The organism is Ochrobactrum sp. Marseille-Q0166 (assembly GCF_014397025.1).
GTDB lineage: Bacteria > Pseudomonadota > Alphaproteobacteria > Rhizobiales > Rhizobiaceae > Brucella.
The window spans coordinates 2,155,100-2,176,498 of sequence record NZ_JACJUO010000001.1 but is presented as its reverse complement, the minus strand read 5'-3'; the positions used below and the strand labels follow the sequence as shown (position 1 = coordinate 2,176,498).

Sequence of the window (21,399 nt, the reverse complement as noted above, 5' to 3'; positions counted from 1 at the left end):
TTGGGGACGGGGAAATTGACGACATATCATCAAAGGAAAAAGCCGGCGCGCTTGCTTGTGCGAATGATCGCAATCGGCCTTCTGCCGCTGGCTGTTGCAGCCTGTTCGACCACATCTGAAAGACCCGTGGTTGTTAACATGCCACAGCCGGTTGTGCTCGCACCGGAGCCTGTGGCTGCTGCACCTGTTGTCGAGCCTCTGCCAGAGCCGGAAGTTCAGACAGCGAAGAGCGAATATGAAGTGATGTATGGCGCTGTCACGGATGGCGGCAATCATATTGCAGCGCTCGATCTGAGCAAGATTGCACCGCGCAATCTGCGTAAGCAGGTCGATTATCAGACCAGCCATCCGGTCGGCACCATTATCGTCGATCCCTATAAGCGCTATCTTTATCTCGTGCAGCCCGGCGGCAAGGCCATGCGTTATTCCGTTGGCGTGGGCCGTGCCGGGCTTACATTCAGCGGCGAGGCACAGGTTGCTTACAAGGCGCAATGGCCGCGCTGGACACCAACGCAGAACATGATCAAGCGCAATCCAGATCATTACGCAAAATACGCCAATGGTCTGGAAGGCGGCATTCGCAATCCGCTTGGCGCGCGTGCGCTCTATCTTTATCGCGATGGCAAGGACACGCTCTATCGCATCCACGGCACCAACGAACCCTGGTCAATCGGCAAGGCTGCTTCGTCGGGCTGTATTCGTCTTTTCAATCAGGACATTCTCGACCTTCATAAGCGTGTTTCCCCCGGAAGCCGCGTTGTGGTCCTGAGTAAATCCCAGTCCGGCCAAGGAGAAAGCTGATGATGAACCGCCGCCAGATGCTCGCTACAACCGTAGTCGGTGCCGCAACACTTGCATTTTCTGGCGGTGAGAGCTTCGCCCAGCGCGTACCCAGCGTCGCCGATGTTCTCTATGACAAGGAAATCCCGGTCCTAGGCAATCCCAATGGCGATGTCACGATTGTCGAGTATTTCGACTATCAGTGCCCTTACTGTAAAAAAGGCCATGCCGAGCTGATGCGCGTTGTCGAGAAAGACGGCAATGTGCGTCTGGTGCTCAAAGACTGGATCATTTTCGGTGATAACTCAGCCTATCCGGCGCGTCTGGTGCTGGCAGCCGAAAAGACTGGAAATTACGTCAAAGCTATGGAAGCCATGATGTTGACACCCGGTCGGCTGACCAAGGAGCAGACCGACGCAGCCCTGAAAAAAGCTGGCCTTGACCCAAACAGGCTCGAAGCTGATTACAAAGCGGATGCGGCCCGCATTGACGGCATTCTCGCGCGAAATATGGAGCAGGGCGAGGCTTTCAATTTCAGTGGAACGCCGTCCTTTGTTATCGGCACCCGGCTTTATGGCGGCGTGATGAAGGAGCAAAATCTGATCGACGCAATTAGAGAAGCGCGTAAGTCATAATTTGAAAGCAAGCAGCGGAGTGTTGTTTCTCTTGTCAGGGAATAGCTTTCCTTCATAGTAAGAAGGGAAACGGACATGAACCTGATGACATTGACCCACAGCACAGACGAAAGCCGTTGGCAAAAGGTGCTTTCGCGTGACAAAGCATCTGACGGAGAGTTCGTCTATGCAGTTCGCACGACGGGTATCTATTGTCGCCCGTCATGCCCGTCGCGACGCGGAAAACGTGAGAATGTTCAGTTCTTTGCTGCTTGCGAAGATGCCGAACGGGCAGGCTTTCGCCCCTGTATGCGTTGCAAACCGCATGTTGATGCAACGCTTGAGACACAAAACACTGCGCGTTATGCCGATATGGTCGCGCTTGCTTGTCGCTTTATGGAGAATGCCGAGGAAGTACCTTCACTCGACGATATAGCACGCGCCGCAGGCGCAAGCCCCGCGCATTTCCATCGCATTTTCAAAAGCTTCACAGGTCTTACACCCAAAGCCTATGCAGATTCGCATCGCGCGAACAAAATGCGTGACGTGCTTAAAGATAACAACCGCGTCACCGATGCCATCTATGAAGCGGGCTTTAATTCTTCCAGCCGTTTCTATGAAGCCTCAGATAAAATTCTCGGCATGAAACCAAAAGCTTTTAAGTCAGGCGGCGAAAACGAAACCATCCGCTTTGCCATTGGACAATCCACCCTTGGCGCCGTTCTTGTGGCAATGAGTGGCAAGGGGGTCTGCGCCGTTCTGATGGGCGATGATCCGCAGGAGCTGATTATCGATCTGGAAAAGCGGTTCCCGAAAGCGCATCTCGTCGGTGCCGATCGTGATTTCGAGGATCGCATTGCACAGGTGATTGGCTTTGTTGAAAATCCTGGCATCGGTTTTGACCTGCCGCTTGATCTGAGGGGCACAACTTTCCAGCAACGGGTCTGGCAAGCCTTGCGCGACATTCCGCTTGGCAACACAGTGAGCTATAGCGAACTCGCCAAGAGGATTGGCCTGCCGAAATCGACCCGCGCCGTGGCGCAGGCATGTGGTGCCAACAAGATTGCGGTTGCCGTTCCTTGCCATCGTGTCGTGCGAAATGATGGAGGATTGTCCGGGTATCGCTGGGGCGTTGAACGCAAACGTGAACTGCTCGAAAAAGAAAGTCAGAAATAAGCTTGAAAATCCCTTTTCGCGACTGAAAAGGTGATTATTCCGGTGGCAATCTGATGTTGAGATTATATTTTCAGTGGCGATTTTATGGCGAGAATACGGCGAAACGGCTTGATTGTTCTTTATGTGAGATAGGGGTTGCAACAGTTTGATGGATGGCTTTTGATCGCGGCACAAGATCAAAGGAGTCGATAATGAGCGTGACCATCTACGGTATCAAGGCCTGTGACACGATGAAGAAGGCGCGTAGCTGGCTTGAAGATCATGACATTGATTATGCCTTTCACGACTATAAGAAGGACGGTCTGGATGCCGCAACAATTGATCGCTTCTTGAAAACGATAGAATGGGAAAAGCTGCTCAATCGCGCAGGCACCACCTTTCGCAAACTGCCTGAAGAAGAGCGCCAGAATGTCGATGCTGCCAAAGCTCGCGCGTTGATGCTGGCGCAGCCTTCCATGGTCAAGCGGCCGGTTCTCGATAAGGACGGCAAGCTGACGGTCGGTTTCAAGCCGGACCAGTACGAAGAGTTTTTCAAGGCTTAACTATTTGAAACTCTGCCTTAAATTGTATCTTTGTGTTGATGCTTAACGGGGCAGGCCGTTCATGAATAAGCGAATTGACAGGGTCTTTCAGCAATGGTCGGTCAGTTGGCGCGATGCGCTGATTGCCTCTATTGGTGGAGGCTTGGCTTGGCTTATTTGTCAGTGGCTGCTTGGTCAGCCACGCCCTGTTTTTGCGATGGTTACGGCGGTGATCTGCCTTGCCCCCAATCTCCCCAATCACGGTAAACAGGCGATTGGTGTCGTCGCGGGCGTTACGACCGGCGTGATTGTCGGGGAATTATCGCTGTTCATACCTGATACGATTATGGTGCTGCATATGAGTGTCGTCACCTGCATTGCCATGGTGATTGCGACGACGTTTGGCCTGGCGCCCGCCATCGCTATCCAGTCCGGCGTTTCCGCCATTCTTGTTCTGGCCATGGGGCCACAAGTCGCTGGAATGACACGACTTATTGATGTTCTGGTGGGTGCGGGTGTCGGACTTTTGTTCAGCCAGATTTTGATGACACCCGATCCGGTGAGGCTCATTGATCGCGCCGTAAGGGGATTGGTGGACACGCTCCTGAAGGGCTTGAAACAATCGGCAATAGCGGTGGAAAAACATGATGTTGCCCATGCCCAAAGCGCCATCAACCACTTCACGCAGGCACAGCGCGCGGTCAATGCGCTGGGTGACGGTATTGCACTCGCCCGCTCCAATGCGCGCTGGTCTTTACGTGGACGGCTTGTAGCGCGTGAAGTCAGCGAAATGGCAGGGCGCTATGATCGTCGCGGCATTCGTCTTTATGCATCTGCATTGCTGTTCGGCGAAGCCCTTGGAAATGCTTTGCGCAAAAAAGAAGCCGCGCCGCCGGAGTGGATTGCGCAATCATTGCAAGTGGTTATCCATAATTGCAATCTCAATGAAGGCGAGCTGCCAGAGCGTCTGCTACCCGTGCCAGACGATATTGACTTTAGCTGGCGCGATGCAGCTTTCCGCCTGCAATCGGTCAATGAAATGCTGCTGCATTTCCTGCATTCGGCCCAGCCGGACAGTGTGCCGGTGCATCCGAAAAATGCTGATACAGCAACACCTCTGGCCTAGTTTCTGTAATTCGTCTCATCAGAAAAATTCAATTGTATGCTGATAAGCGAGGCGTATTTTCCACGCCATGAACAAAACACCGCCCCAGCCAGACTCACACAAATACGCCCTCCGCTATGCCCTTGGAGGCTTTTTCGCGATGATTGCGGTGATGGGTATCGGTCGTTTCATCTATACGCCCATTTTACCCGGCATGATGGTGGATGCCGGGTTTAATGCTGCCGATGCAGGCTTCATCGCTTCTTCCAATTATGTTGGCTATCTGTTGGGTGCGATTGTTGCAGGTTATGGCTGGTCAGCGGGGATTGAACGGCCAAGTGTTCTTGCAGGCTTGGTTTCAAGTGCTGCACTTTGTGCATTCATGGCGATGGTCGAAGGCGTTTGGCTCTTCTCGGTCATTCGTTTTGCTGCGGGTTTCGTCAGTGCTGTAACAATGATTCTTGTAACTGCAATCGTACTTAGCCACATCAACGCTGCGGAACGCTCAGGCTTTGGCGCATTGCATTTTGGCGGTGTGGGGGCTGGTATTGCACTCTCAGCAGTGCTTGTAGCCGTTACCCGTTATCTCGGTTTTGACTGGCGAATGGACTGGATCGGGGCAGCGGTTCTGAGCGTGATCCTGGCGGTTCTGGTGGTCGCCCTTGTGAAAGAGGGCCCACTTGGCGGAAATGATGGCAAGCGCGAACCCGCACTGCCAAACAGCTTTGCTTTTAACGCAATTTCAATAGCCTATGGCATTTTTGGCTTCGGCTATGTGATCACTGCAACCTTCATCATCGCGATTGTTCGCGCCAATGAGGGCGGTGGATTGATGGAGGCAGGGGTGTGGGTGCTGACTGGGCTCTGCGCTGCGCCCTCGATATGGTTATGGTCGCCTGCGATCCGCAAATTCGGCCTGTTTTCAGCTTTTGCCATGACAGCTCTCATAGAAGCCGCCGGTGTTGCTGCGAGCGTATTGCTTCCACCTGCATGGGGACCGTTGATTGGAGGCACATTGCTGGGCCTCACTTTCATGGCACTGACTGCATTCGGGCTTCAGGCTGCACGCGTGCTCGCGCCACAATCACCCAAACGCGCACTGGCCCGCATGACCGTTTGTTTCAGCATCGGTCAGATTATCGGTCCGCTTGTGGCGGGTTTCATGGCGCAGCATACCGGCTCCTTTACTGCGCCAAGTCTGATTGCAGCTTTTGCACTGCTGATGACGGCAATCATTGGCTTTGCTGCGGGGCGGGCCGTTAACGCCAAAGCACATTGATGGAAACTCATTTGGCTTTGGTTTGGCTCAAATCGCGATTAGCTTTTTTCAAGGCGTTATGTGTCAGCACCTCAGCGCCTTAATATAAGTTCTGACAAACCTTACAATTATTTAACTGGAACTGAAGATTTACTATCCAATAAATAAGGACCAACATCTTGTATCTGGTTGGCCCCATGTTCGTTTCATTCTTTCCGCGCCCTAAGCTGTTTTTTTCATCTGTGCTTGTCTGGTCGCTGCTTGCCATTTTTGCCTGGTATGACGGCGGTGCGGCGCTCGGAAGTTTTATAGGTCTGCCACCGGCGGCAGCGGATGCTGCGCCGATTATTGGTGCGAGCCTATTCTTGTCTGCACCTTTCCTCTGGTTTTACATCTATTTCACCATTGCTGTGTTCGCGTTTTATGCGTTTTGGGCATGGTTTGCGCCGCATCCGTGGCAGCGATGGTCTGTGCTCGGTTCAGCTCTGATTCTGTTTGCGACCTATTTCAGTGTTCAAGTCAGCGTTGCAGTCAACGCTTGGTATGGCCCGTTTTACGATATGGTGCAGAAGGCGCTGGGAACACCTGGGTCGGTACAGGCGGCTGACTTTTATTGGAGCATGGTCGATTTCGCAGGCATCGCCTTTGTCGGTGTCACTGTTAGTGTCCTAAGCGCGTTTTTCATCAGCCATTATATCTTCCGCTGGCGCACGGCGATGAACGATTTCTACATGAGCCACTGGCCGAAACTACGCTCGGTCGAAGGCGCTGCGCAGCGAGTGCAGGAAGATACAATGCGCTTTTCGACGACCGTTGAACAGCTGGGCGTAAATCTGATCAAGGCCATCATGACGCTGATCGCGTTTCTTCCTGTGCTGTTCTCGTTTTCAGACAAGGTAAGCGAACTGCCGATCATAGGGCTGGTGCCGCATGCACTGGTGTGGGCGGCAATCGTCTGGGCGCTGTTTGGCACGGGCTTTCTGGCGCTGGTCGGCATCAAGCTGCCGGGACTGGAGTTTAACAATCAGCGTGTGGAAGCGGCTTATCGTAAGGAGCTGGTCTATGGCGAGGACCATGCGCACCGCGCCGAGCCACTGACAATGGTAGAACTGTTCTCCAATGTTCGCCAGAATTATTTCCGGCTGTACTTCCACTATGTTTACTTCAATGTGGCCCGTATTTTCTATTTGCAGGCTGACAATATTTTCCCGACGCTGATCCTTGTACCGTCGATTGTCGCAGGAAAACTGACACTGGGGCTGATGAACCAGATTCTCAATGTGTTTGATCAGGTGCGCGGGTCGTTTCAGTATCTCGTCAACTCATGGACGACGATTATTGAACTGTTGTCGATCTACAAGCGCTTGCGTGGCTTTGAGGCTGTCATTTATAATGAACCGCTGCCAAAGCTTGATCAGGAAAATCTTCAAGTGGAGATTTAGTAGAAATATTTCTTCATCGAATATATAGTGTTTATGCCATTTTAGAATGTTAAATTGGTAGTAATTTATAGTGTATACAATAAATTTACTTGCATTAGTTGACAATAAATTCCTTATATGAAATATATTTTTATATAAGGAATTTAATATGTTCATTTCATTCTTTCCAATCCCCCGTGTCTTCTTTCTATCTGCAATTGTTTGGAGTTTTTTTTCTGTTTTAATATGGATTTATTGGGGGGGAGAAATTGGATATATGTTAGGGTTCCATCACTTGAATTCGGCAGAAGTGCCTATCATCAATATTGCACGGTTCTGGACGCAGTCATCTATTTGGCTATATGTATATTCAACTGTTTTCTTATTTTCATTCTTTCTTCTCTGGGCTGTTTTTTGCCCACACCGGTGGCAAAAATGGTCTATTTTGGGCACCGCTTTCATCGTTTTTATTACTTATTTTGGTGTCGTAGCTACCTCTACACTCGTTGAATGGACTGGACCTTATTTGGATTTGGTTCAAAAGGCGTTGTCGACGCACGGAGAAGTTCGTGCATCAGAATTTTATACTCGACTTTTTGATTTTGCGGGCATCGCGTTCGCGTATGTTGCTGCCGACGTTCTGTGTTCCTTTTTTGTAAGCCATTATATTTTCCGATGGCGCACAGCAATGAACGATTACTACATGGAGCATTGGACTACGCTACGGACGGTTGAAGGAGCAGCTCAACGCGTGCAAGAAGACACGATGCGTTTCTCTTCTACGCTGGAGGCTCTCGGTGTTGAGCTTGTAAGGGCTGTAATGTCACTAGCTGTGTTTCTTCCCTTGCTGTCCACCTTAGGCGGAAAGATAACTGAGCTGCCGCTTATAGGAAATGTACCACACGCTTTGGTGTGGGCTGCCTTTATATGGGCGATATTTGGAACCGGCTTTTTGGCTTTGGTTGGGATAAAACTGCCTGGGTTGGAGTTTAATAATCAACGTGTGGAAGCCGCATATCGTAAGGAACTTGTTCTAGGAGAAGATATGTTTGATCGCGCAGGCCCGATAACAGTCCGTGAGTTGTATAAAAATGTTAGACGAAATTATTTTCACATGTATTTACATTATTGTTATTTTAATTTTGCACGAGCAATATTTGGTCAGGCAGATGCATTGTTTCCCGTGATAATTCTCATCCCTTCAATTGTGTCTGGCTTATTGACACTCGGTTTAATGAGCCAAATTCAAAGTGCATTGGATAGTGTGCGATCTTCTACCCAGTATCTCATTAAATCATGGGGAACGATTATTGAGCTTCTTTCAATTTACAAGCGCTTGAATGGTTTTGAAGCCCTTATAAAGTATGACTAATACCCGTTGGCGACGTAGCGGAAACACAATCGTGAGTAGGCGGTGGGTATTCGGAGATTACGATCGTTTCTGGGTGGCGTCGCTTCCCGCAGCCTCGATCGTGTTGAGATAATCATTATAGGTCGTGCATTTGACGTCTGGTTTGTTGCAGACCTCTGAAACAAGCCGCTCCATGGCGCGCCAGTAAGCGCCGTCATTCATCAGTACAAAATGAAAGCCGAGCTGGAGAGGAATACGTTCACCATCATATTGTTTGTCGAAAGCTGCACGAAACGTTTTATAAGTGCGCTCTTCAAATTGAGCCGCCTGTGCCGGAGCTTCCTTGCCCCTGGAATGGCGGACATAAAGGTTGTAATCCATGCCAACAATGGGCCGCTGTGAGGGACCTTCAGGAATAAGCGGCAGTCCGAAAGATGCAAATGAGCCATCGATCTTTGGCGCTTCCGGCCCACGTGTAATGGATGACGCCTGATAGCGGAAACCATTGGCTTTCAAGGCGTCCTGCACAGGTTTGGATGCGGCAAGATAGGGGGCACGGAAGCCATTAATGCCGTTTTGTGCCATTTCCTGCCAGCCTTCTGGTTCGCCCGCAATGCCGTTATTCTTGTAGGCATCGGCAGTGATGCGGCGGAATTCCTTGATTTCCTTGTCCCAGTCGGCAGTCGTCCAGTCGGTGCCGTCAAAATGGCCGCAGCCATGGCTGGCGATTTCATTGCCTTCCAGATGCGCCTGCCAGATATTGTCGAGGCGTGTCACGACTTCATCATGGCTTAGTGCAAAGCCGACATTGGATGCCCCCGCGCGTTTGTGCGGCGGCTCGTAGTCGCGCCGATCTTTCTTTTCCATCAGAAAAACGCAGGACAGGAAGTAAGTGAAATGCGCGTTGTTGTTCTTCGCCAGTTCCCGCGAGCGGGTCCAGAGTTTGTTATCATGCGCACCATCAAACGAAATCAACACATATTGCGGCCTGGGCGTTTCAGCCTGAGCAGCAGATGCGACTAGATTAAGCGAGGTTGCAATGGCAAGGACGGAAGAAAACATACGCATGAATGGGTGAACGCTGGTTTGGGGGAAAGGTTGCCTGTTAAAGCATGTCATGGAAAAGCGGGAGCCGGTTTTACGATGACAACATGCATAAAACAAAAGAGCTAAAGTGAGCGCAGTGGATACGATGAAGCCCGACACGCTTTAGCTGTTGAATAAGGCAAAGCTCGGACACAAATACAGATTGTTCGGGTAAGGTGCAGCTTATTTCGCTCTCGGGTCTTACATATGGCGCGAATTCCGATTAAAAGCGCCAGAACATAGAATTTAAGATCAACGGTTTTAAGAGCGCAGCTTATAAATTGCGCTTCACTCAGAGTGGCAGGTCCATGGCAGACGACAGTTTCATCCGCGAGGTAAACGAGGAACTCCGTTCGGAACGGGCGAAACAGGTTTGGAAAAACTTCGGCCCCATTGTGATCGGTGCGGCTGTTGCAATCGTTATCGGTACGGCGGGTTGGGTTGGTTATCAGCACTGGGCTGAAAGCAAAGCGTCGGCTTCGGGTGACAAGTTCCTCGCAGCGCTTGATCTTGCCGCCGCCGGCAAGAATGATGAAGCCATTGCCGCTCTCGATGATCTTGAAAAGACCGGTTATGGTTCTTATCCGGTTCTGGCACGTCTGCGCTCTGCCTCCGTTCTGGCTGCGAAAGGCGATGTTGCCGCGGCTGTAGCGGCCTTTGACGCGGTTGCTGCCGACAATGCAATTCCGGCACCTATGCGTGACATAGCGCGTCTGCGTGCAGCTTATCTGCTCGTTGATTCCGGTTCTTATGATGATGTTGCAAAGCGTGTTGAAACGCTTTCGGCAGATGGCAATCCAATGCGCTCCAGTGCGCGCGAGACCCTCGGTCTTGCTGCCTGGAAAGCAGAGCGTTTTGATGATGCTGTCAAGCTTTATCAACAGATTGCCAATGATACACTGGCCCCGGCGAATATCCGCCAGCGCGCCAATACAATGCTTGATCTTATGCGTGGGGCTGGCATCACTGTGCCAGAGGCTCAGCAGGGTTAATGCTTAAAGCGGAAAAGTGGGAACCGGTTTTCCGATAACGACAAGCAAAAAATGTTAATGCTTAAAGCGTTTACAATACTAATATAGCGCGAAACGCTTTAAGCGCGCTTTTCTTCGGAGTAATACGAACCTATGGGTTTCACTCTCGCCATCGTCGGGCGTCCCAATGTCGGCAAGTCCACACTTTTCAATCGCCTCGTCGGCCGCAAGCTGGCGCTGGTCGATGACTTGCCGGGCGTTACGCGCGACCGGCGCATCCATGATGCAAAGCTTTATGATCTGAAGTTTCAGGTTATCGACACGGCTGGTCTTGAAGAAGCTGTCAATGACAGTCTGGAAGCGCGTATGCGCGCACAGACCGAGGCCGCTATTCAGGAAGCCGATGCGATCCTGTTTGTGGTCGATGCGAAAGCTGGCATTACGCCGACAGATGCAACATTTGCGGAAGTTGTCCGTCGCTCGAACCGTCCGGTCGTGCTGGTTGCCAACAAGTCGGAAGCGCGTGGCGCTCAGTCGGGCCTTTATGACGCTTTCCAGCTTGGCCTTGGCGAGCCTTGCCCGATTTCTGCGGAACATGGTCAAGGCATGCCTGACCTTCGCGATGCGATCGTCGAACTCTTGGGCGAAGAGCGCGTCTTTGCGGATGAGCGCGAAGAGGAAGAAGCCGACGAGGTCTTTACACCAAAGGCTGTTGGCGAATTGATCGGCGACGATATCGAAGACCCGGATGAAGAAGAAATTCCGGCTTATGATGCGTCGAAGCCGCTGCGTATTGCCATCGTCGGGCGTCCCAATGCGGGCAAGTCGACAATGATCAATACGATGCTCGGTGAAGACCGTCTGCTCACAGGTCCCGAAGCCGGTATCACCCGCGATTCGATTTCCGTTGATTGGGAATGGCGTGGTCGCAAGATCAAGTTGTTCGACACTGCTGGTCTGCGCCGCAAATCGCGCGTTCAGGAAAAGCTTGAGAAGCTATCGGTTGCCGATGGCCTGCGCGCCATTCGCTTTGCTGAAGTGGTGATCATCGTTCTCGACGCAACAATCCCGTTTGAAAAGCAGGATTTGCAGATTGCCGATCTGATTATCCGCGAGGGCCGTGCGCCGATCATCGCGTTTAACAAATGGGATTTGATCGAAGACCGTCAGATGGTTCTGGCCGATCTTCATGAAAAGACGGCACGTCTTCTACCGCAGGTGCGTGGCATCCGCGCTGTGCCGATCTCCGGTGAGCGCGGTCAGGGGCTCGACAAGCTGATGGAAAACCTTGTCAAAACCCATGAGATCTGGAACCGCCGTATCTCGACAGGTCGTCTCAATCGCTGGCTTGCTGGCGTGATTGCGCATCAGCCGCCACCGGCTGTTTCGGGTCGTCGCCTGAAGGTCAAATATATGACGCAGGTGAAAACCCGTCCTCCGGGCTTTGTCGTTTCCTGCTCGCGCCCAGACGCAATGCCACAGTCTTATGTGCGTTATCTGATCAACGGTCTGCGTGAAACATTTGAAATGCCCGGCGTGCCGATCCGCCTGTCGCTGACGACATCGGACAATCCGTTCGCAGGTCGCGCAAAAAAGAAGAAATAAGTAAAAGCCCGGTTATGAAACCGGGCTTTCTCTTTAAGTGCATAGCTTGGTTAGCCAAACAAACCGCCTTCATCAGCATCGACTGTGATCGACAAGGTGACATGACGCGGGCGTGTCAATGCGAACAAGACCGATTCGACAATATCGCGACTGGTAGCCGCTTCCCCCTTTTGTCGATGGGCGGAAGCTTCCCAGTTGTCGTCCAGCGGCGATGCATCTTCAAGATAAGGCGGATGAACGACGATGGAGCGCACGGGCGTTCCAGCAAGCTTTTGCCGCAGGCCGTCAGCAAGTGCAGCCTGTGCGCGTTTTGCTGCATAGAACGGCAGAGAAACCGTCTGTAAAGCTGCATTCGGTAGACCACTGATCGAGCCGATGGTGACAATATCGGGTCGCACCGATGCGTTGAGAAGCGGCAGCAACCCTTGTGTGAACAGAAATGTTCCGGTGACGGCAGCATTGATGACGCCTGCAACTTCCGCCTCTGAATAGTCTTCCTGTCGGTCTTCAAGCCACATTGCGCCATTGTTGATCAGAATGTCGATTGCCGCATGCTTTTTCGCAATGGTGTCGATCGCAGTCGCAACGCTTGCATTATCGGCAAGATCGACCTGCACCGTTTCGACCTTTCGTCCGGTAAGCTCTGCGATATTCTGCGCGGTGATTTCCAGTGCTTCCCGGCTGCGGCCGCAAATCACCACATCGCACCCGGCCTTGGCCAGCGAAAATGCAAGTGCTGCACCCAGACCACGCGCAGCACCGGTTACGACTGCGGTTGCATTTTCCATGCGGCACATGGGGAGCTCCTTCATATTATCTGGTATAGAATTCTGCGTGCCTCTTATTCTACTTTCGTGCCTTGAGAAACTCTAATCGGTCTGCTACTTCGCCGCCTCCTGAAATCCCCCATTCCCAGAGGCAGATTATGACGACAGTTAGCGAGAGCCAGTTCAGCGGTGTCACGATGGGCATCGACTTTGGTACGACAAACACTGTTCTGTCGTTGGCCTCACGTGATGGTTCGACAGCAGTGTTAAGCGTGCCAAAGGATGGTGTGGATATTACCGGCTATCGCTCAATTCTATGCTTCTGGCAAGATCGCGAAACCGGCGAACGCATGTCGGAAAGCGGACCTTGGGCAATGGATGCATTCGTCAACGCGCCGCATTCAACCCGTATGCTGCAATCTTTCAAGACATTTGCGGCTCAAAAGTCCTTCACCGACACACCGGTGTTCGGCAAGCGTTTCAAGTTTGAAGATATTCTGGAGACGTTTCTCCAATCCGTTGCAGCGCGTCTTGGTGATCGTCTGCCTCCAAAGGGTAATCGGGTTGTCATTGGACGACCCGTTATCTTTGCAGGGGCAACCCCGGATGAAGAGCTTGCCATGCAGCGTTATGAAAAAGCTTTCCGCGCTTTTGGCTTCACAGATATTCATTATGTCTACGAGCCGGTGGCAGCGGCATATTTCTATGCGCAGGAACTGAAAACTCAATCAACGGTTCTGGTTGCGGACTTTGGTGGTGGCACGAGCGACTTTTCTATTGTGCGATTTGATGTGGGCGCGAATGGCTTGAGTTTCACGCCTCTCAGTCAGACAGGTCTCGGGATTGCTGGCGATACATTCGATTATCGTATCATCGACAATGCGGTGTCGCCGCTGCTTGGCAAGAATGGGGAATATAAGTCCTTCGGCAAGCGCTTGCCGATACCACGACATTATTATGCGAACTTCGCTCGCTGGAACACGTTATTCCTGATGAACTCCCCGGCAACCATTCGTGCGCTGACCGATCTCGCCAAAAACGCTGTCGATCCTGAACCGTTGGAACATTTCATCAACTTGATCGAGAACGATTATGGTTATGAGATCTATCGCGCCGTCTCCAATCTTAAAGTGCGTTTGTCATCGGAAAGAATTTCCGAGCTTCATTTTAAGGCGGATGATTTCGAAATCAGGGCTGATATTACCCGCAATGATTTTGATAACTGGATTGCCGAAGATGTTGCGAATATCGAGCAGTCTGTCGAGCAAGCGGTGGAAAATGCCGGGCTGACTTTCGATGGCATCGACCGCGTATTTCTGACTGGCGGCACCTCCTTTGTGCCTGCGATCCGTACCGCTTTCGAGAAGCGTTTTCCGGATGCGATGGTCACAAGTTCGAACCAGTTTGATTCGATTGCCAATGGCCTGGCCCTGATTGGCCAGAGTGCAGACATTGAACGATGGACGGTTAAGCGACCAGTGTGATCCAGTTGAGTTTCAACTCAAGAATCGGCCACCGTTCTCGCGAAACAATCTGCGATTTTTTCGTTGGCACCAATGCCCTTGGCCCATTTTACGATATCTGGAATTTCACTTTCATCAGCTATGCCGCCCCAAACATCCTTATATTTTGGAGTCTTCGATGAAAGGTCGAAAAAGAAGTAGCCGGGATCAGCGACCGGTACGTCTGCGTAGACGATAGCCCAATTCTCGTACTGCATGAATGAATTGATTTTGACCGACGCAGATTTGACTTTTTTGCCAAGGCTCGTGGCAATCAGCGCCGCATAATCCGCTTTTTGCTGTTTGGTGATCGTTGTTGTCACTCCACTGCAAGCCGACTTTGTGACGGCAGAGTTTGCTGACCCGATTGTTACACTCAGCAACAGGCCAAAAACCAAAGCAGTTTTAACCGTCCCAGACATGAAATCCCCTCCATGACCAAATGTCTTGGCGAGTTTAGCACGATTTTTTTAAGGTAGGATACTGATTGGCGTGGCGTTCGGCACTTTCGACCAGATTTCGCGCATTTCAGCATTGGTCACGCCGATGCAGCCATCTGTCCAGTCCCAGAGATGATGCACGGGTGCCAGCCAACCCCAGCCGTTGGGCAGGCCGTGGATCATGATATTTCCGCCGGGCGAATGACCGGCCGTATCGGCGGCACTCTGGTCTGCTGCATTCGGATAGGAAACATGCAGGCTCAAATGTGCCATTGAGCGCGGGTTGCGCCAGTCGATGATGTAAGCGCCTTCCGGTGTTTTTTGATCGCCTTCGCGCGTCTTGTGTCCGCCATCGCCATTACCACCAAGCGCAATGCGATATGTGCCAATCACGACGCCATCGCGAAGCAGGGTCAATCGGCGCTCGCCTTTATTGACCTGAATGGCATCAGCTTGTTGTTCGGTGGGAACGGGCTGTGGCGGCTCACCCGAACCGATACGCGCCATGACTTTTGTATAGCCAAACAGAGCAACAGCAATGACGACGATGGCGAAGAGGGTTTTCTTGATCATGTTGCCCGCTTAATTTCGCTCTGTGGCCTGTTCAAGGCAGTCCGTAATGCTTGTTTTACAAACCGGCGTTTCGTGGCGACTATCGGGATTGTCACGCCAATACTTATAGGTGATCCAGAACTCGACATCCTTATAAGCATAGGTCTTGGCCTTTTTATCATTACGGCTGTTTTTCAGCGCCTCCGGCGTAATCACCATATGATATGTGAGCCGTTCGAACGTCCAAGGCTTATCACCTTTCTTATGCTCGAATGCTTCCAGATGATAATAAGGATCGCTGTATGCGGGATCAGGCTTCTGATGAATCGTGGCCCAGCGTGTGATCTTGGGCGTATCAGCAAGAATGACGGTTCGCGGCGCATTTTCAGCGTAAACATATGAAGTCGTAAAGGGGAGGGTCATGAACCATGCGGTTAATGCCTTGCCGATCTTTGTGCGGATCATACCAAACAGCCCAAATATTTTGTTCGCCACATTCAACACGGCGTTTGTACATTTGCCATTGATGGAGCTAAAAAAGCAAATGAAAACAAACCTCCGGAATTAGTATTAATTCAAAATTAATCAATCTTTTCAAAGAGTAAACAAAGTCTCGTTAACGTTCCATCAAGGTTAATACTCCATTATTCGCTATAGTTAAGTAATTGTTGCGAGTGGAGTTAGCGGTGCGTTTTGGTTCCATACAAGCGTTGTTTGGCCGGTCAAAGGCCGCTGCCGAACCGGTATGGCACTATCCGGTTACGGGTTATTGCCCCGAGGATGGTCGCTATTACGCTGTACGCGCGAAACCGCGTCAGGTTGTTCATAAGCCACATCGCCTGGTGCCGCTCATTCTGGCCGCCATTACCTACCTGTTCAACTCAAACGCAATCGCCTTTCAGGATATGGCCAGCCTTGTGCCAGCGGCTGACGTGGCCGGTCATCGCTGGACTGCTTTTGTCGCGAAGGCTCCCGTCGGTTCGCTGCATCAGGCAGAAATGCCTTTTGTGGATGCAACGACAGTGACTGGCAGCATTTCCAGCGGCGGTATTGAAGTTCCGGGTATTGGTCGTGTTGCCCTTTCTGGCGGCAAGAAGACCGCAAAGCTAGGGGTCGACGATCCCAATCCCGATGAAAACCGGATCAATCGCTCCGATAAGACCAACCGCCTTGTTTCTGTGAAGCCGAAGGCGCCGGCACGATCTTTCAATGCAGGCAGCATGTTTGAGAAGATCAGCATGATCACCGCGCCTCGTGAAAAGATTGACGCGCGCATGGCCTTCTCCAAGTCCAGTGTCGAGGGCAAGGAGGTCGAGATCGCGATGGCATTTCACGCGGTCAAACCACCCAAACCCAAACCGAATCTGCCCGTGCAACTGGCAAAGCTCATCAACAATGATCAGCCCGACGTTCTCGCGTTGGGCTATGCGCCTTCCAAGCCGGACTATGGCAAAACCTCTCCCTTTGAGAGCATCTTGACGCCTGAAGCAGATAGCGGCCGCTTCGTGCCGCCGATCAGTGATCAGGACCATGCCTGGGCTGCAACGCCTTTGCCAGCAGAATCATTTGGCACCAAAGAGCAGAAGTGTCTTGCGGAAGCGGTATATTACGAAGCGCGTGGTGAGAGCGTAAAAGGCCAGGTGGCTGTTGCACAGGTCGTGCTCAACCGTGTGCGTAACCCCGCCTATCCAGGAACCATCTGTGGCGTTGTTTATCAGAATCAGAACTGGCTTAACGCATGTCAGTTCTCATTTGCCTGTGACGGGCAGAAGCACCGGGTAACCGAGATTCCACAATGGCGTATGGCGCAGCAGGTTGCGAAGACCGTCACCGCTGGTCAGATATGGCTGCCGGAAGTTGGCTCATCCACGCATTATCACGCGACTTATGTCAGCCCTTTCTGGGCGCCGACCATGAAGAAGATGACAAAGATCGGACTTCATGTGTTTTACCGTACTTATGGCGGCGGCTGGAGCTGATCAAGTTTCTGTCAGATGATATCAATTTCGGACACATTTATTTGTCCGAATGCTCGCTTGAAACGCGAGCACAATGATGAATCTATGGGCTGACCACCGCTCAATTCGATTCCAATTTTTGAGCCGAATTGCTGCGGGATAATCGGCTTTGAGCGGAAAATGAGTCGCACTAATAGCTAACTTATTGTATTTCCAATAGAAAAAACCTTCTGGAGCAACCGCTTGACTGCCTTGACTAGCGGGCGGTGTGTCAATATGTTGCGCGCAACTTGGAAATGGGCTTTTAACGTCCGCGTTTCTTGCAAAAAGGAGCTGCCAATGACGAGCGGCACTGAACCGGGAAAGCTATCCGGCACAAGCAAGAATGCAGGCAGTGAAACTGTTTCCGGGGGGTTGGATCAGCGTTTGAATCGCCTTGAGGCCGAACTGGCCAAAAAAGGTTTACTCAAGCCGCCAGCTTCCGAGGATGAGCGATCGGAGACATCCAGTTCCGTCGCACAGGCCATGAAACTCTCCAGTGAATTCATCGCTGGAATTGTGGTCGGTGCGGTGATCGGTTGGGCTCTTGATCGCTACGCAGGTACATCGCCGTGGGGGTTGATCATCTTTCTCCTTCTGGGCTTTGGTGCTGGCACCCTCAATGTGCTCCGTTCCGCAGGTTATGTTGCTGATCAAGGCAACATTAAGTCTAGCGTGGAAAAGAGCGATAAGGAATAAGTCTTCGCGGACATCACGAAAATGTTCGCGTATAGACATGTGAGAAAAGTGGGCGCTTTGCCCGAGACTGAAACGCCTTAGGGCAGGAACGACAGACGAGGTTAAGTTGGCCAACGATCCGATCCATCAGTTCCAGGTATCCCGGTTGATCCCGATCGACATCGGTGGTGTAGACCTGTCGTTTACCAATGTTTCGGCCTTTATGGTCGCGACTGTCGTGCTTGCATCCGGCTTTCTCTATTTTACGTCTTCGAGCCGCGGACTGATCCCAAGTCGCTTGCAGTCGGTTTCGGAAATGGCCTACGAATTTGTGGCGTCTAGCCTGCGAGATTCGGCTGGTTCAAAGGGTATGAAGTTCTTCCCCTTTGTCTTCTCGCTGTTTATGTTCGTGCTGGTTGCAAACTTCATTGGTCTGTTCCCTTATTTCTACACTGTAACAAGTCAGATCATCGTAACCTTTGCGCTGGCTTTGCTGGTTATCGGTACGGTCATCATTTATGGTTTCTACAAGCATGGTCTGGGCTTTTTGAAGCTGTTCGTGCCAAGCGGCGTTCCAGGTATTATTGTGCCTCTGGTTGTCGCCATTGAAATCATTTCCTTCCTTTCGCGCCCAATCAGCCTCTCTGTTCGTCTCTTTGCGAACATGCTGGCAGGTCACATCACACTCAAGGTTTTCGCAGGCTTCGTTGTCTCGCTGAGCTCGCTTGGTGCACTGGGTGTTGGCGGCGCTATCCTGCCTCTGATCATGACGGTCGCGATCACCGCGCTTGAGTTCCTGGTTGCATTCCTCCAGGCCTACGTCTTCACGGTTCTCACCTGCATGTACATCAACGACGCAGTACATCCGGGTCACTAAAAGCATGTTGCGGAAAAGTGGTTTACCGGTTTTCCGACAACAACATGCGTTATGAAAAGATTTAAAGCGCTTTGCATCAAAACTGTAAGTAATGCGCTTTGAGGTTCTCGCCGGCGGGTTTCCGCCAGAACAGAAATCCGCACTAATTTGCAATCCAGAAGGAGCTTTAACATGGAAGCGGAAGCAGCAAAGTACATCGGCGCCGGTCTCGCCTGTTTCGGTATGGCCGGTACGGCTCTCGGCCTCGGCAACATTTTCGGTAGCTATCTCTCGGGCGCTCTGCGTAACCCATCCGCTGCTGACAGCCAGTTCGGCCGTCTGGTATTCGGTTTCGCAGTGACGGAAGCTCTGGGCATCTTCTCGCTGCTCATCGCGCTTCTGCTCCTCTTCGCTGTTTAATAAACAGTTGCAAGAAACTGGCCTGCCGCGATCTGTATCTTGAAATGCAGCGCGGCTGGCCTTTGCATATGAAGTCTGAGTGAGCATGTTTAGAACCGGAAATTCTTTCCGCTAAGAATATGCTGGATTAAAGGGGAAATCTGGATGTTCGTGTCCACGGCGTTTGCCCAAACCGCCACCGAATCGCAACCGGCACCAGCTGCTGGCGAGCACGGCGCAGCCGATGCTGTGCACACCGAAACCGGGGTCGCGCACGATGCCGGACACGGCAGCGGCGTATTCCCGCCGTTCGATTCCACCCATTACGCATCGCAGCTTCTGTGGCTGGCGATCACTTTCGGTCTTTTCTATCTGTTCCTGTCGCGCGTGGTTCTCCCGCGCATTGGTGGCGTGATCGAAAACCGTCGTGACCGTATTGCACAGGATCTCGAGCAGGCCGCCCGCCTCAAGCAGGATGCTGACAACGCCATTGCTGCTTATGAGCAGGAACTGGCCGCTGCCCGCACCAAGGCTGCTTCGATCGCCGAAGCTGCCCGCGAAAAAGGCAAGGGCGAAGCGAATGCTGAACGTGCCGCTGCTGAAGCTGCACTCGAAGGCAAGCTGGCCGAAGCTGAAGAACGTATCGCAGCGATCAAGGCGAAGGCCATGAGCGATGTCGGTACGATCGCTGAAGAAACCACGTCTGCGATTGTTGAGCAGCTTCTGGGAACCAAGGCCGACAAGGCCGACGTGACCGCAGCAGTCAAAACCGCAAACGCCTGAGGAGACGAAAATGGATTCAACATTTTGGGCGCTTGTTGCGCTTATTCTCTTCATAGCACTGATTGTTTACCTGAAGGTTCCTGGCATGATCGGTCGCTCACTGGATGAGCGTGCTGAAAACATCAAGAAGGAACTTGAAGAAGCTCGCACCCTGCGCGAAGAAGCCCAGCAGCTTCTTGCTGAATATCATCGCAAGCGCAAGGAAGCGGAAAAAGAGGCTGGTGACATTGTCGCCGCTGCTGAACGCGAAGCAAAGGCTCTTCTCGAAGATGCCAAGCGCGCGACCGAAGAATATGTCGTTCGCCGCAACAAGCTTGCTGAGCAGAAGATTGCAACTGCAGAAACCGACGCAATCAACGCGGTCCGTGCTTCAGCTGTTGATTTGGCTATCGCTGCTGCTGGCAAGATCGTCGCCGACAAGGTTGACACCAAAGTTGCAGGCACTCTGTTCAAGGATGCGCTCGGTCAGGTTAAGACCAACCTGAACTAAGTCCAGTCCTTTTAGAGTTTTGAAAACGCCGCCTCAAAAGGGCGGCGTTTTTGTTTTTGCCGGAAGATTTGAATATTTAAGCTTCAATCTTGGGATGGCACATCTTTAACCGAGGTTTTTGGAATGTTGTACAGGAGAGTATTGTAGCAATTTTAGGTTTCTTGAAACGCAGCGGGCACTCCCTGAGAAGACAACGGATGACTGCCTTCCGATGAATTTTCGAAGTTATTATGCAAATGGCAGTCTATGTGGCCTTGCCTACAGGTATGAATATCTCATGGCCGCCAAGGATGCATTTAGCGTGTTTGTTAAAAACGAACGCTGACGAACACGAGCGGCTTAAGTGCGCTATAAGAAGCTGCATTAGCTGGGCGAAAAGCGGCCTTTAATCGGCGCAAATGTGTAGCGATGGATCCCAGCAACCGGCCCTATTGCTTCGATGGCTGCTCGGTGTTTGGCTGTTCCATAGCCCGCATGCACTTCAAAGCCATAGGAAGCGTGGACAGCTCCGCTGCGAGCCATCATACGATCTCGCGTGACTTTGGCGACGATAGAGGCAGCTGCTATGGATATCGAACGCTGATCACCTTTCACCAATGCCGAGCCAGGGCATGACAAGCCGGCCGGGACATCGCGCCCGTCAATCAACGCATGATCGGGACTGAGTGTCAGGCCCAGAAACGACCGCCGCATGGCTTCAAGCGCAGCTTTACGAATGTCGCTCAAATCGATGCTGCGTGCACTGAGGCTTGCAACGGAAACACTCACAGCTTTTGCAAGAATGACTTCGTAAAGCGCTTCACGCTTTGCAGCTTTAAGCCGCTTTGAATCATCAAGCCCTTCAGGCAGATCATCGGGATCAAGCACAACCGTCGCCGCCACGACAGGACCGGCGAGGGGACCACGGCCAGCTTCATCAATGCCTGCTATATGTTTGAGCCCGCGCGCCAGATATTTCTCTTCTTCCGAAAAGTCGGGAGCAAGCGGTATCTCAAAGAGGAGCGGAGAATCAGAATTCAAGCGTTTCATTGGGCGGCAATGTTCGCA

General features: G+C 51.8%; 23 protein-coding genes. 17 read left to right on the top strand and 6 right to left on the bottom strand.

Annotation, left to right across the window (positions count from 1 at the left end; all coding sequences use genetic code 11):
- Window positions 1-63 precede the first annotated feature (63 nt).
- The 8 genes from H5024_RS10475 to sbmA (H5024_RS10440) all read left to right on the top strand — a co-directional run bounded on the left by H5024_RS10475 (window position 64) and on the right by sbmA (H5024_RS10440) (window position 8,247).
- Window positions 64-801: a L,D-transpeptidase gene (locus H5024_RS10475; RefSeq protein ID WP_187546773.1), complete on the top strand. Its 738-nt coding sequence runs from the start codon at window positions 64-66 to the stop codon at window positions 799-801.
- The gene (locus H5024_RS10470; RefSeq protein ID WP_187546198.1) at window positions 801-1,415 is read left to right on the top strand and encodes a DsbA family protein; all 615 of its coding nucleotides are present in this window, start codon (window positions 801-803) and stop codon (window positions 1,413-1,415) included. The genes H5024_RS10475 and H5024_RS10470 overlap by 1 nt, the downstream gene beginning before the upstream one ends.
- 75 nt (window positions 1,416-1,490) lie before the next feature.
- Complete coding sequence (gene ada / locus H5024_RS10465) at window positions 1,491-2,570, top strand: bifunctional DNA-binding transcriptional regulator/O6-methylguanine-DNA methyltransferase Ada (RefSeq protein WP_187546196.1); 1,080 nt, start codon at window positions 1,491-1,493, stop codon at window positions 2,568-2,570.
- Window positions 2,571-2,761: 191 nt separating this feature from the next.
- The gene (locus tag H5024_RS10460) at window positions 2,762-3,112 is read left to right on the top strand and encodes an ArsC family reductase (protein WP_187546194.1); all 351 of its coding nucleotides are present in this window, start codon (window positions 2,762-2,764) and stop codon (window positions 3,110-3,112) included.
- A gap of 61 nt (window positions 3,113-3,173) precedes the next feature.
- The gene (locus H5024_RS10455) at window positions 3,174-4,217 is read left to right on the top strand and encodes an FUSC family protein (RefSeq protein WP_187546192.1); all 1,044 of its coding nucleotides are present in this window, start codon (window positions 3,174-3,176) and stop codon (window positions 4,215-4,217) included.
- A gap of 67 nt (window positions 4,218-4,284) precedes the next feature.
- Window positions 4,285-5,475, top strand: coding sequence for a YbfB/YjiJ family MFS transporter (locus H5024_RS10450; RefSeq protein ID WP_187546189.1), 1,191 nt, complete (start codon window positions 4,285-4,287; stop codon window positions 5,473-5,475).
- A 176-nt stretch (window positions 5,476-5,651) separates the two neighbouring features.
- Entirely contained in the window at window positions 5,652-6,896 is a 1,245-nt protein-coding gene (gene sbmA, locus H5024_RS10445) for a peptide antibiotic transporter SbmA (RefSeq protein WP_187546187.1), read from the top strand.
- A 148-nt stretch (window positions 6,897-7,044) separates the two neighbouring features.
- Window positions 7,045-8,247, top strand: a complete 1,203-nt coding sequence (gene sbmA, locus H5024_RS10440) for a peptide antibiotic transporter SbmA (protein WP_187546185.1) — start codon at window positions 7,045-7,047, stop codon at window positions 8,245-8,247.
- A gap of 57 nt (window positions 8,248-8,304) precedes the next feature.
- On the opposite strand, the gene H5024_RS10435 is transcribed toward sbmA (H5024_RS10440), so the two are convergent.
- A complete protein-coding gene (locus H5024_RS10435) occupies window positions 8,305-9,294 on the bottom strand; it encodes a polysaccharide deacetylase (RefSeq protein WP_187546183.1) in 990 nt (329 codons plus the stop codon).
- Between the two features lie 326 nt (window positions 9,295-9,620).
- Between H5024_RS10435 and H5024_RS10430 the strand changes: the two genes are divergently transcribed.
- Window positions 9,621-10,304 (top strand): tetratricopeptide repeat protein, encoded by a 684-nt coding sequence (locus tag H5024_RS10430; RefSeq protein ID WP_187546181.1) that lies wholly within the window; start codon window positions 9,621-9,623, stop codon window positions 10,302-10,304.
- Between the two features lie 132 nt (window positions 10,305-10,436).
- Entirely contained in the window at window positions 10,437-11,888 is a 1,452-nt protein-coding gene (der, locus tag H5024_RS10425) for a ribosome biogenesis GTPase Der (protein ID WP_187546179.1), read from the top strand.
- A gap of 50 nt (window positions 11,889-11,938) precedes the next feature.
- Here der and H5024_RS10420 read toward each other — a convergent pair whose 3' ends face one another.
- Complete coding sequence (locus H5024_RS10420) at window positions 11,939-12,685, bottom strand: SDR family NAD(P)-dependent oxidoreductase (protein ID WP_187546177.1); 747 nt, start codon at window positions 12,683-12,685, stop codon at window positions 11,939-11,941.
- A 128-nt stretch (window positions 12,686-12,813) separates the two neighbouring features.
- Here H5024_RS10420 and H5024_RS10415 point away from each other — a divergent pair, with 128 nt between their 5' ends.
- Window positions 12,814-14,139, top strand: a complete 1,326-nt coding sequence (locus tag H5024_RS10415; protein WP_187546175.1) for an Hsp70 family protein — start codon at window positions 12,814-12,816, stop codon at window positions 14,137-14,139.
- Between the two features lie 17 nt (window positions 14,140-14,156).
- Here the strand turns inward: H5024_RS10415 and H5024_RS10410 are convergent, their stop codons facing one another.
- The 3 genes from H5024_RS10410 to H5024_RS10400 are packed head-to-tail and all read right to left on the bottom strand — an operon-like array spanning window position 14,157 to window position 15,614.
- Window positions 14,157-14,579 (bottom strand): hypothetical protein, encoded by a 423-nt coding sequence (locus H5024_RS10410; protein ID WP_187546173.1) that lies wholly within the window; start codon window positions 14,577-14,579, stop codon window positions 14,157-14,159.
- Between the two features lie 48 nt (window positions 14,580-14,627).
- Entirely contained in the window at window positions 14,628-15,170 is a 543-nt protein-coding gene (locus H5024_RS10405) for a L,D-transpeptidase family protein (protein WP_187546170.1), read from the bottom strand.
- Window positions 15,171-15,179: 9 nt separating this feature from the next.
- A complete protein-coding gene (locus H5024_RS10400; RefSeq protein ID WP_247875230.1) occupies window positions 15,180-15,614 on the bottom strand; it encodes a DUF5086 family protein in 435 nt (144 codons plus the stop codon).
- 221 nt (window positions 15,615-15,835) lie between these two features.
- Between H5024_RS10400 and H5024_RS10395 the strand changes: the two genes are divergently transcribed.
- From H5024_RS10395 to H5024_RS10370, 6 genes are all read left to right on the top strand, one after another.
- Window positions 15,836-17,128: a cell wall hydrolase gene (locus tag H5024_RS10395; protein WP_187546168.1), complete on the top strand. Its 1,293-nt coding sequence runs from the start codon at window positions 15,836-15,838 to the stop codon at window positions 17,126-17,128.
- Between the two features lie 318 nt (window positions 17,129-17,446).
- Window positions 17,447-17,845: an AtpZ/AtpI family protein gene (locus tag H5024_RS10390; RefSeq protein WP_187546165.1), complete on the top strand. Its 399-nt coding sequence runs from the start codon at window positions 17,447-17,449 to the stop codon at window positions 17,843-17,845.
- A 106-nt stretch (window positions 17,846-17,951) separates the two neighbouring features.
- Window positions 17,952-18,701 (top strand): F0F1 ATP synthase subunit A, encoded by a 750-nt coding sequence (locus H5024_RS10385; RefSeq protein ID WP_187546163.1) that lies wholly within the window; start codon window positions 17,952-17,954, stop codon window positions 18,699-18,701.
- 171 nt (window positions 18,702-18,872) lie between these two features.
- The gene (locus H5024_RS10380; protein ID WP_007632966.1) at window positions 18,873-19,100 is read left to right on the top strand and encodes a F0F1 ATP synthase subunit C; all 228 of its coding nucleotides are present in this window, start codon (window positions 18,873-18,875) and stop codon (window positions 19,098-19,100) included.
- A 144-nt stretch (window positions 19,101-19,244) separates the two neighbouring features.
- A complete protein-coding gene (locus tag H5024_RS10375) occupies window positions 19,245-19,862 on the top strand; it encodes a F0F1 ATP synthase subunit B (RefSeq protein WP_187546160.1) in 618 nt (205 codons plus the stop codon).
- Between the two features lie 10 nt (window positions 19,863-19,872).
- On the top strand, window positions 19,873-20,352 hold the full coding sequence (locus tag H5024_RS10370) for a F0F1 ATP synthase subunit B (protein ID WP_187546158.1): 480 nt from the start codon (window positions 19,873-19,875) through the stop codon (window positions 20,350-20,352).
- A 363-nt stretch (window positions 20,353-20,715) separates the two neighbouring features.
- Here H5024_RS10370 and H5024_RS10365 read toward each other — a convergent pair whose 3' ends face one another.
- Window positions 20,716-21,381, bottom strand: coding sequence for a ribonuclease HII (locus H5024_RS10365; RefSeq protein WP_187546156.1), 666 nt, complete (start codon window positions 21,379-21,381; stop codon window positions 20,716-20,718).
- Window positions 21,382-21,399: the final 18 nt, after the last annotated feature.

Excerpts from the sequence above, each read along its gene's own strand:
- H5024_RS10475 (WP_187546773.1), top strand. The coding sequence starts at position 64 with ATGATCGCAATCGGCCTTCTGCCGCTGGCTGTTGCAGCCTGTTCGACC.
- H5024_RS10470 (WP_187546198.1), top strand. The coding sequence starts at position 801 with ATGATGAACCGCCGCCAGATGCTCGCTACAACCGTAGTCGGTGCCGCA.
- ada (WP_187546196.1), top strand. The coding sequence starts at position 1,491 with ATGAACCTGATGACATTGACCCACAGCACAGACGAAAGCCGTTGGCAA.
- H5024_RS10460 (WP_187546194.1), top strand. The coding sequence starts at position 2,762 with ATGAGCGTGACCATCTACGGTATCAAGGCCTGTGACACGATGAAGAAG.
- H5024_RS10455 (WP_187546192.1), top strand. The coding sequence starts at position 3,174 with ATGAATAAGCGAATTGACAGGGTCTTTCAGCAATGGTCGGTCAGTTGG.
- H5024_RS10450 (WP_187546189.1), top strand. The coding sequence starts at position 4,285 with ATGAACAAAACACCGCCCCAGCCAGACTCACACAAATACGCCCTCCGC.
- sbmA (WP_187546187.1), top strand. The coding sequence starts at position 5,652 with ATGTTCGTTTCATTCTTTCCGCGCCCTAAGCTGTTTTTTTCATCTGTG.
- sbmA (WP_187546185.1), top strand. The coding sequence starts at position 7,045 with ATGTTCATTTCATTCTTTCCAATCCCCCGTGTCTTCTTTCTATCTGCA.
- H5024_RS10435 (WP_187546183.1), bottom strand. The coding sequence starts at position 9,294 with ATGCGTATGTTTTCTTCCGTCCTTGCCATTGCAACCTCGCTTAATCTA.
- H5024_RS10430 (WP_187546181.1), top strand. The coding sequence starts at position 9,621 with ATGGCAGACGACAGTTTCATCCGCGAGGTAAACGAGGAACTCCGTTCG.
- der (WP_187546179.1), top strand. The coding sequence starts at position 10,437 with ATGGGTTTCACTCTCGCCATCGTCGGGCGTCCCAATGTCGGCAAGTCC.
- H5024_RS10420 (WP_187546177.1), bottom strand. The coding sequence starts at position 12,685 with ATGTGCCGCATGGAAAATGCAACCGCAGTCGTAACCGGTGCTGCGCGT.
- H5024_RS10415 (WP_187546175.1), top strand. The coding sequence starts at position 12,814 with ATGACGACAGTTAGCGAGAGCCAGTTCAGCGGTGTCACGATGGGCATC.
- H5024_RS10410 (WP_187546173.1), bottom strand. The coding sequence starts at position 14,579 with ATGTCTGGGACGGTTAAAACTGCTTTGGTTTTTGGCCTGTTGCTGAGT.
- H5024_RS10405 (WP_187546170.1), bottom strand. The coding sequence starts at position 15,170 with ATGATCAAGAAAACCCTCTTCGCCATCGTCGTCATTGCTGTTGCTCTG.
- H5024_RS10400 (WP_247875230.1), bottom strand. The coding sequence starts at position 15,614 with ATGATCCGCACAAAGATCGGCAAGGCATTAACCGCATGGTTCATGACC.
- H5024_RS10390 (WP_187546165.1), top strand. The coding sequence starts at position 17,447 with ATGACGAGCGGCACTGAACCGGGAAAGCTATCCGGCACAAGCAAGAAT.
- H5024_RS10380 (WP_007632966.1), top strand. The coding sequence starts at position 18,873 with ATGGAAGCGGAAGCAGCAAAGTACATCGGCGCCGGTCTCGCCTGTTTC.
- H5024_RS10375 (WP_187546160.1), top strand. The coding sequence starts at position 19,245 with ATGTTCGTGTCCACGGCGTTTGCCCAAACCGCCACCGAATCGCAACCG.
- H5024_RS10370 (WP_187546158.1), top strand. The coding sequence starts at position 19,873 with ATGGATTCAACATTTTGGGCGCTTGTTGCGCTTATTCTCTTCATAGCA.
- H5024_RS10365 (WP_187546156.1), bottom strand. The coding sequence starts at position 21,381 with ATGAAACGCTTGAATTCTGATTCTCCGCTCCTCTTTGAGATACCGCTT.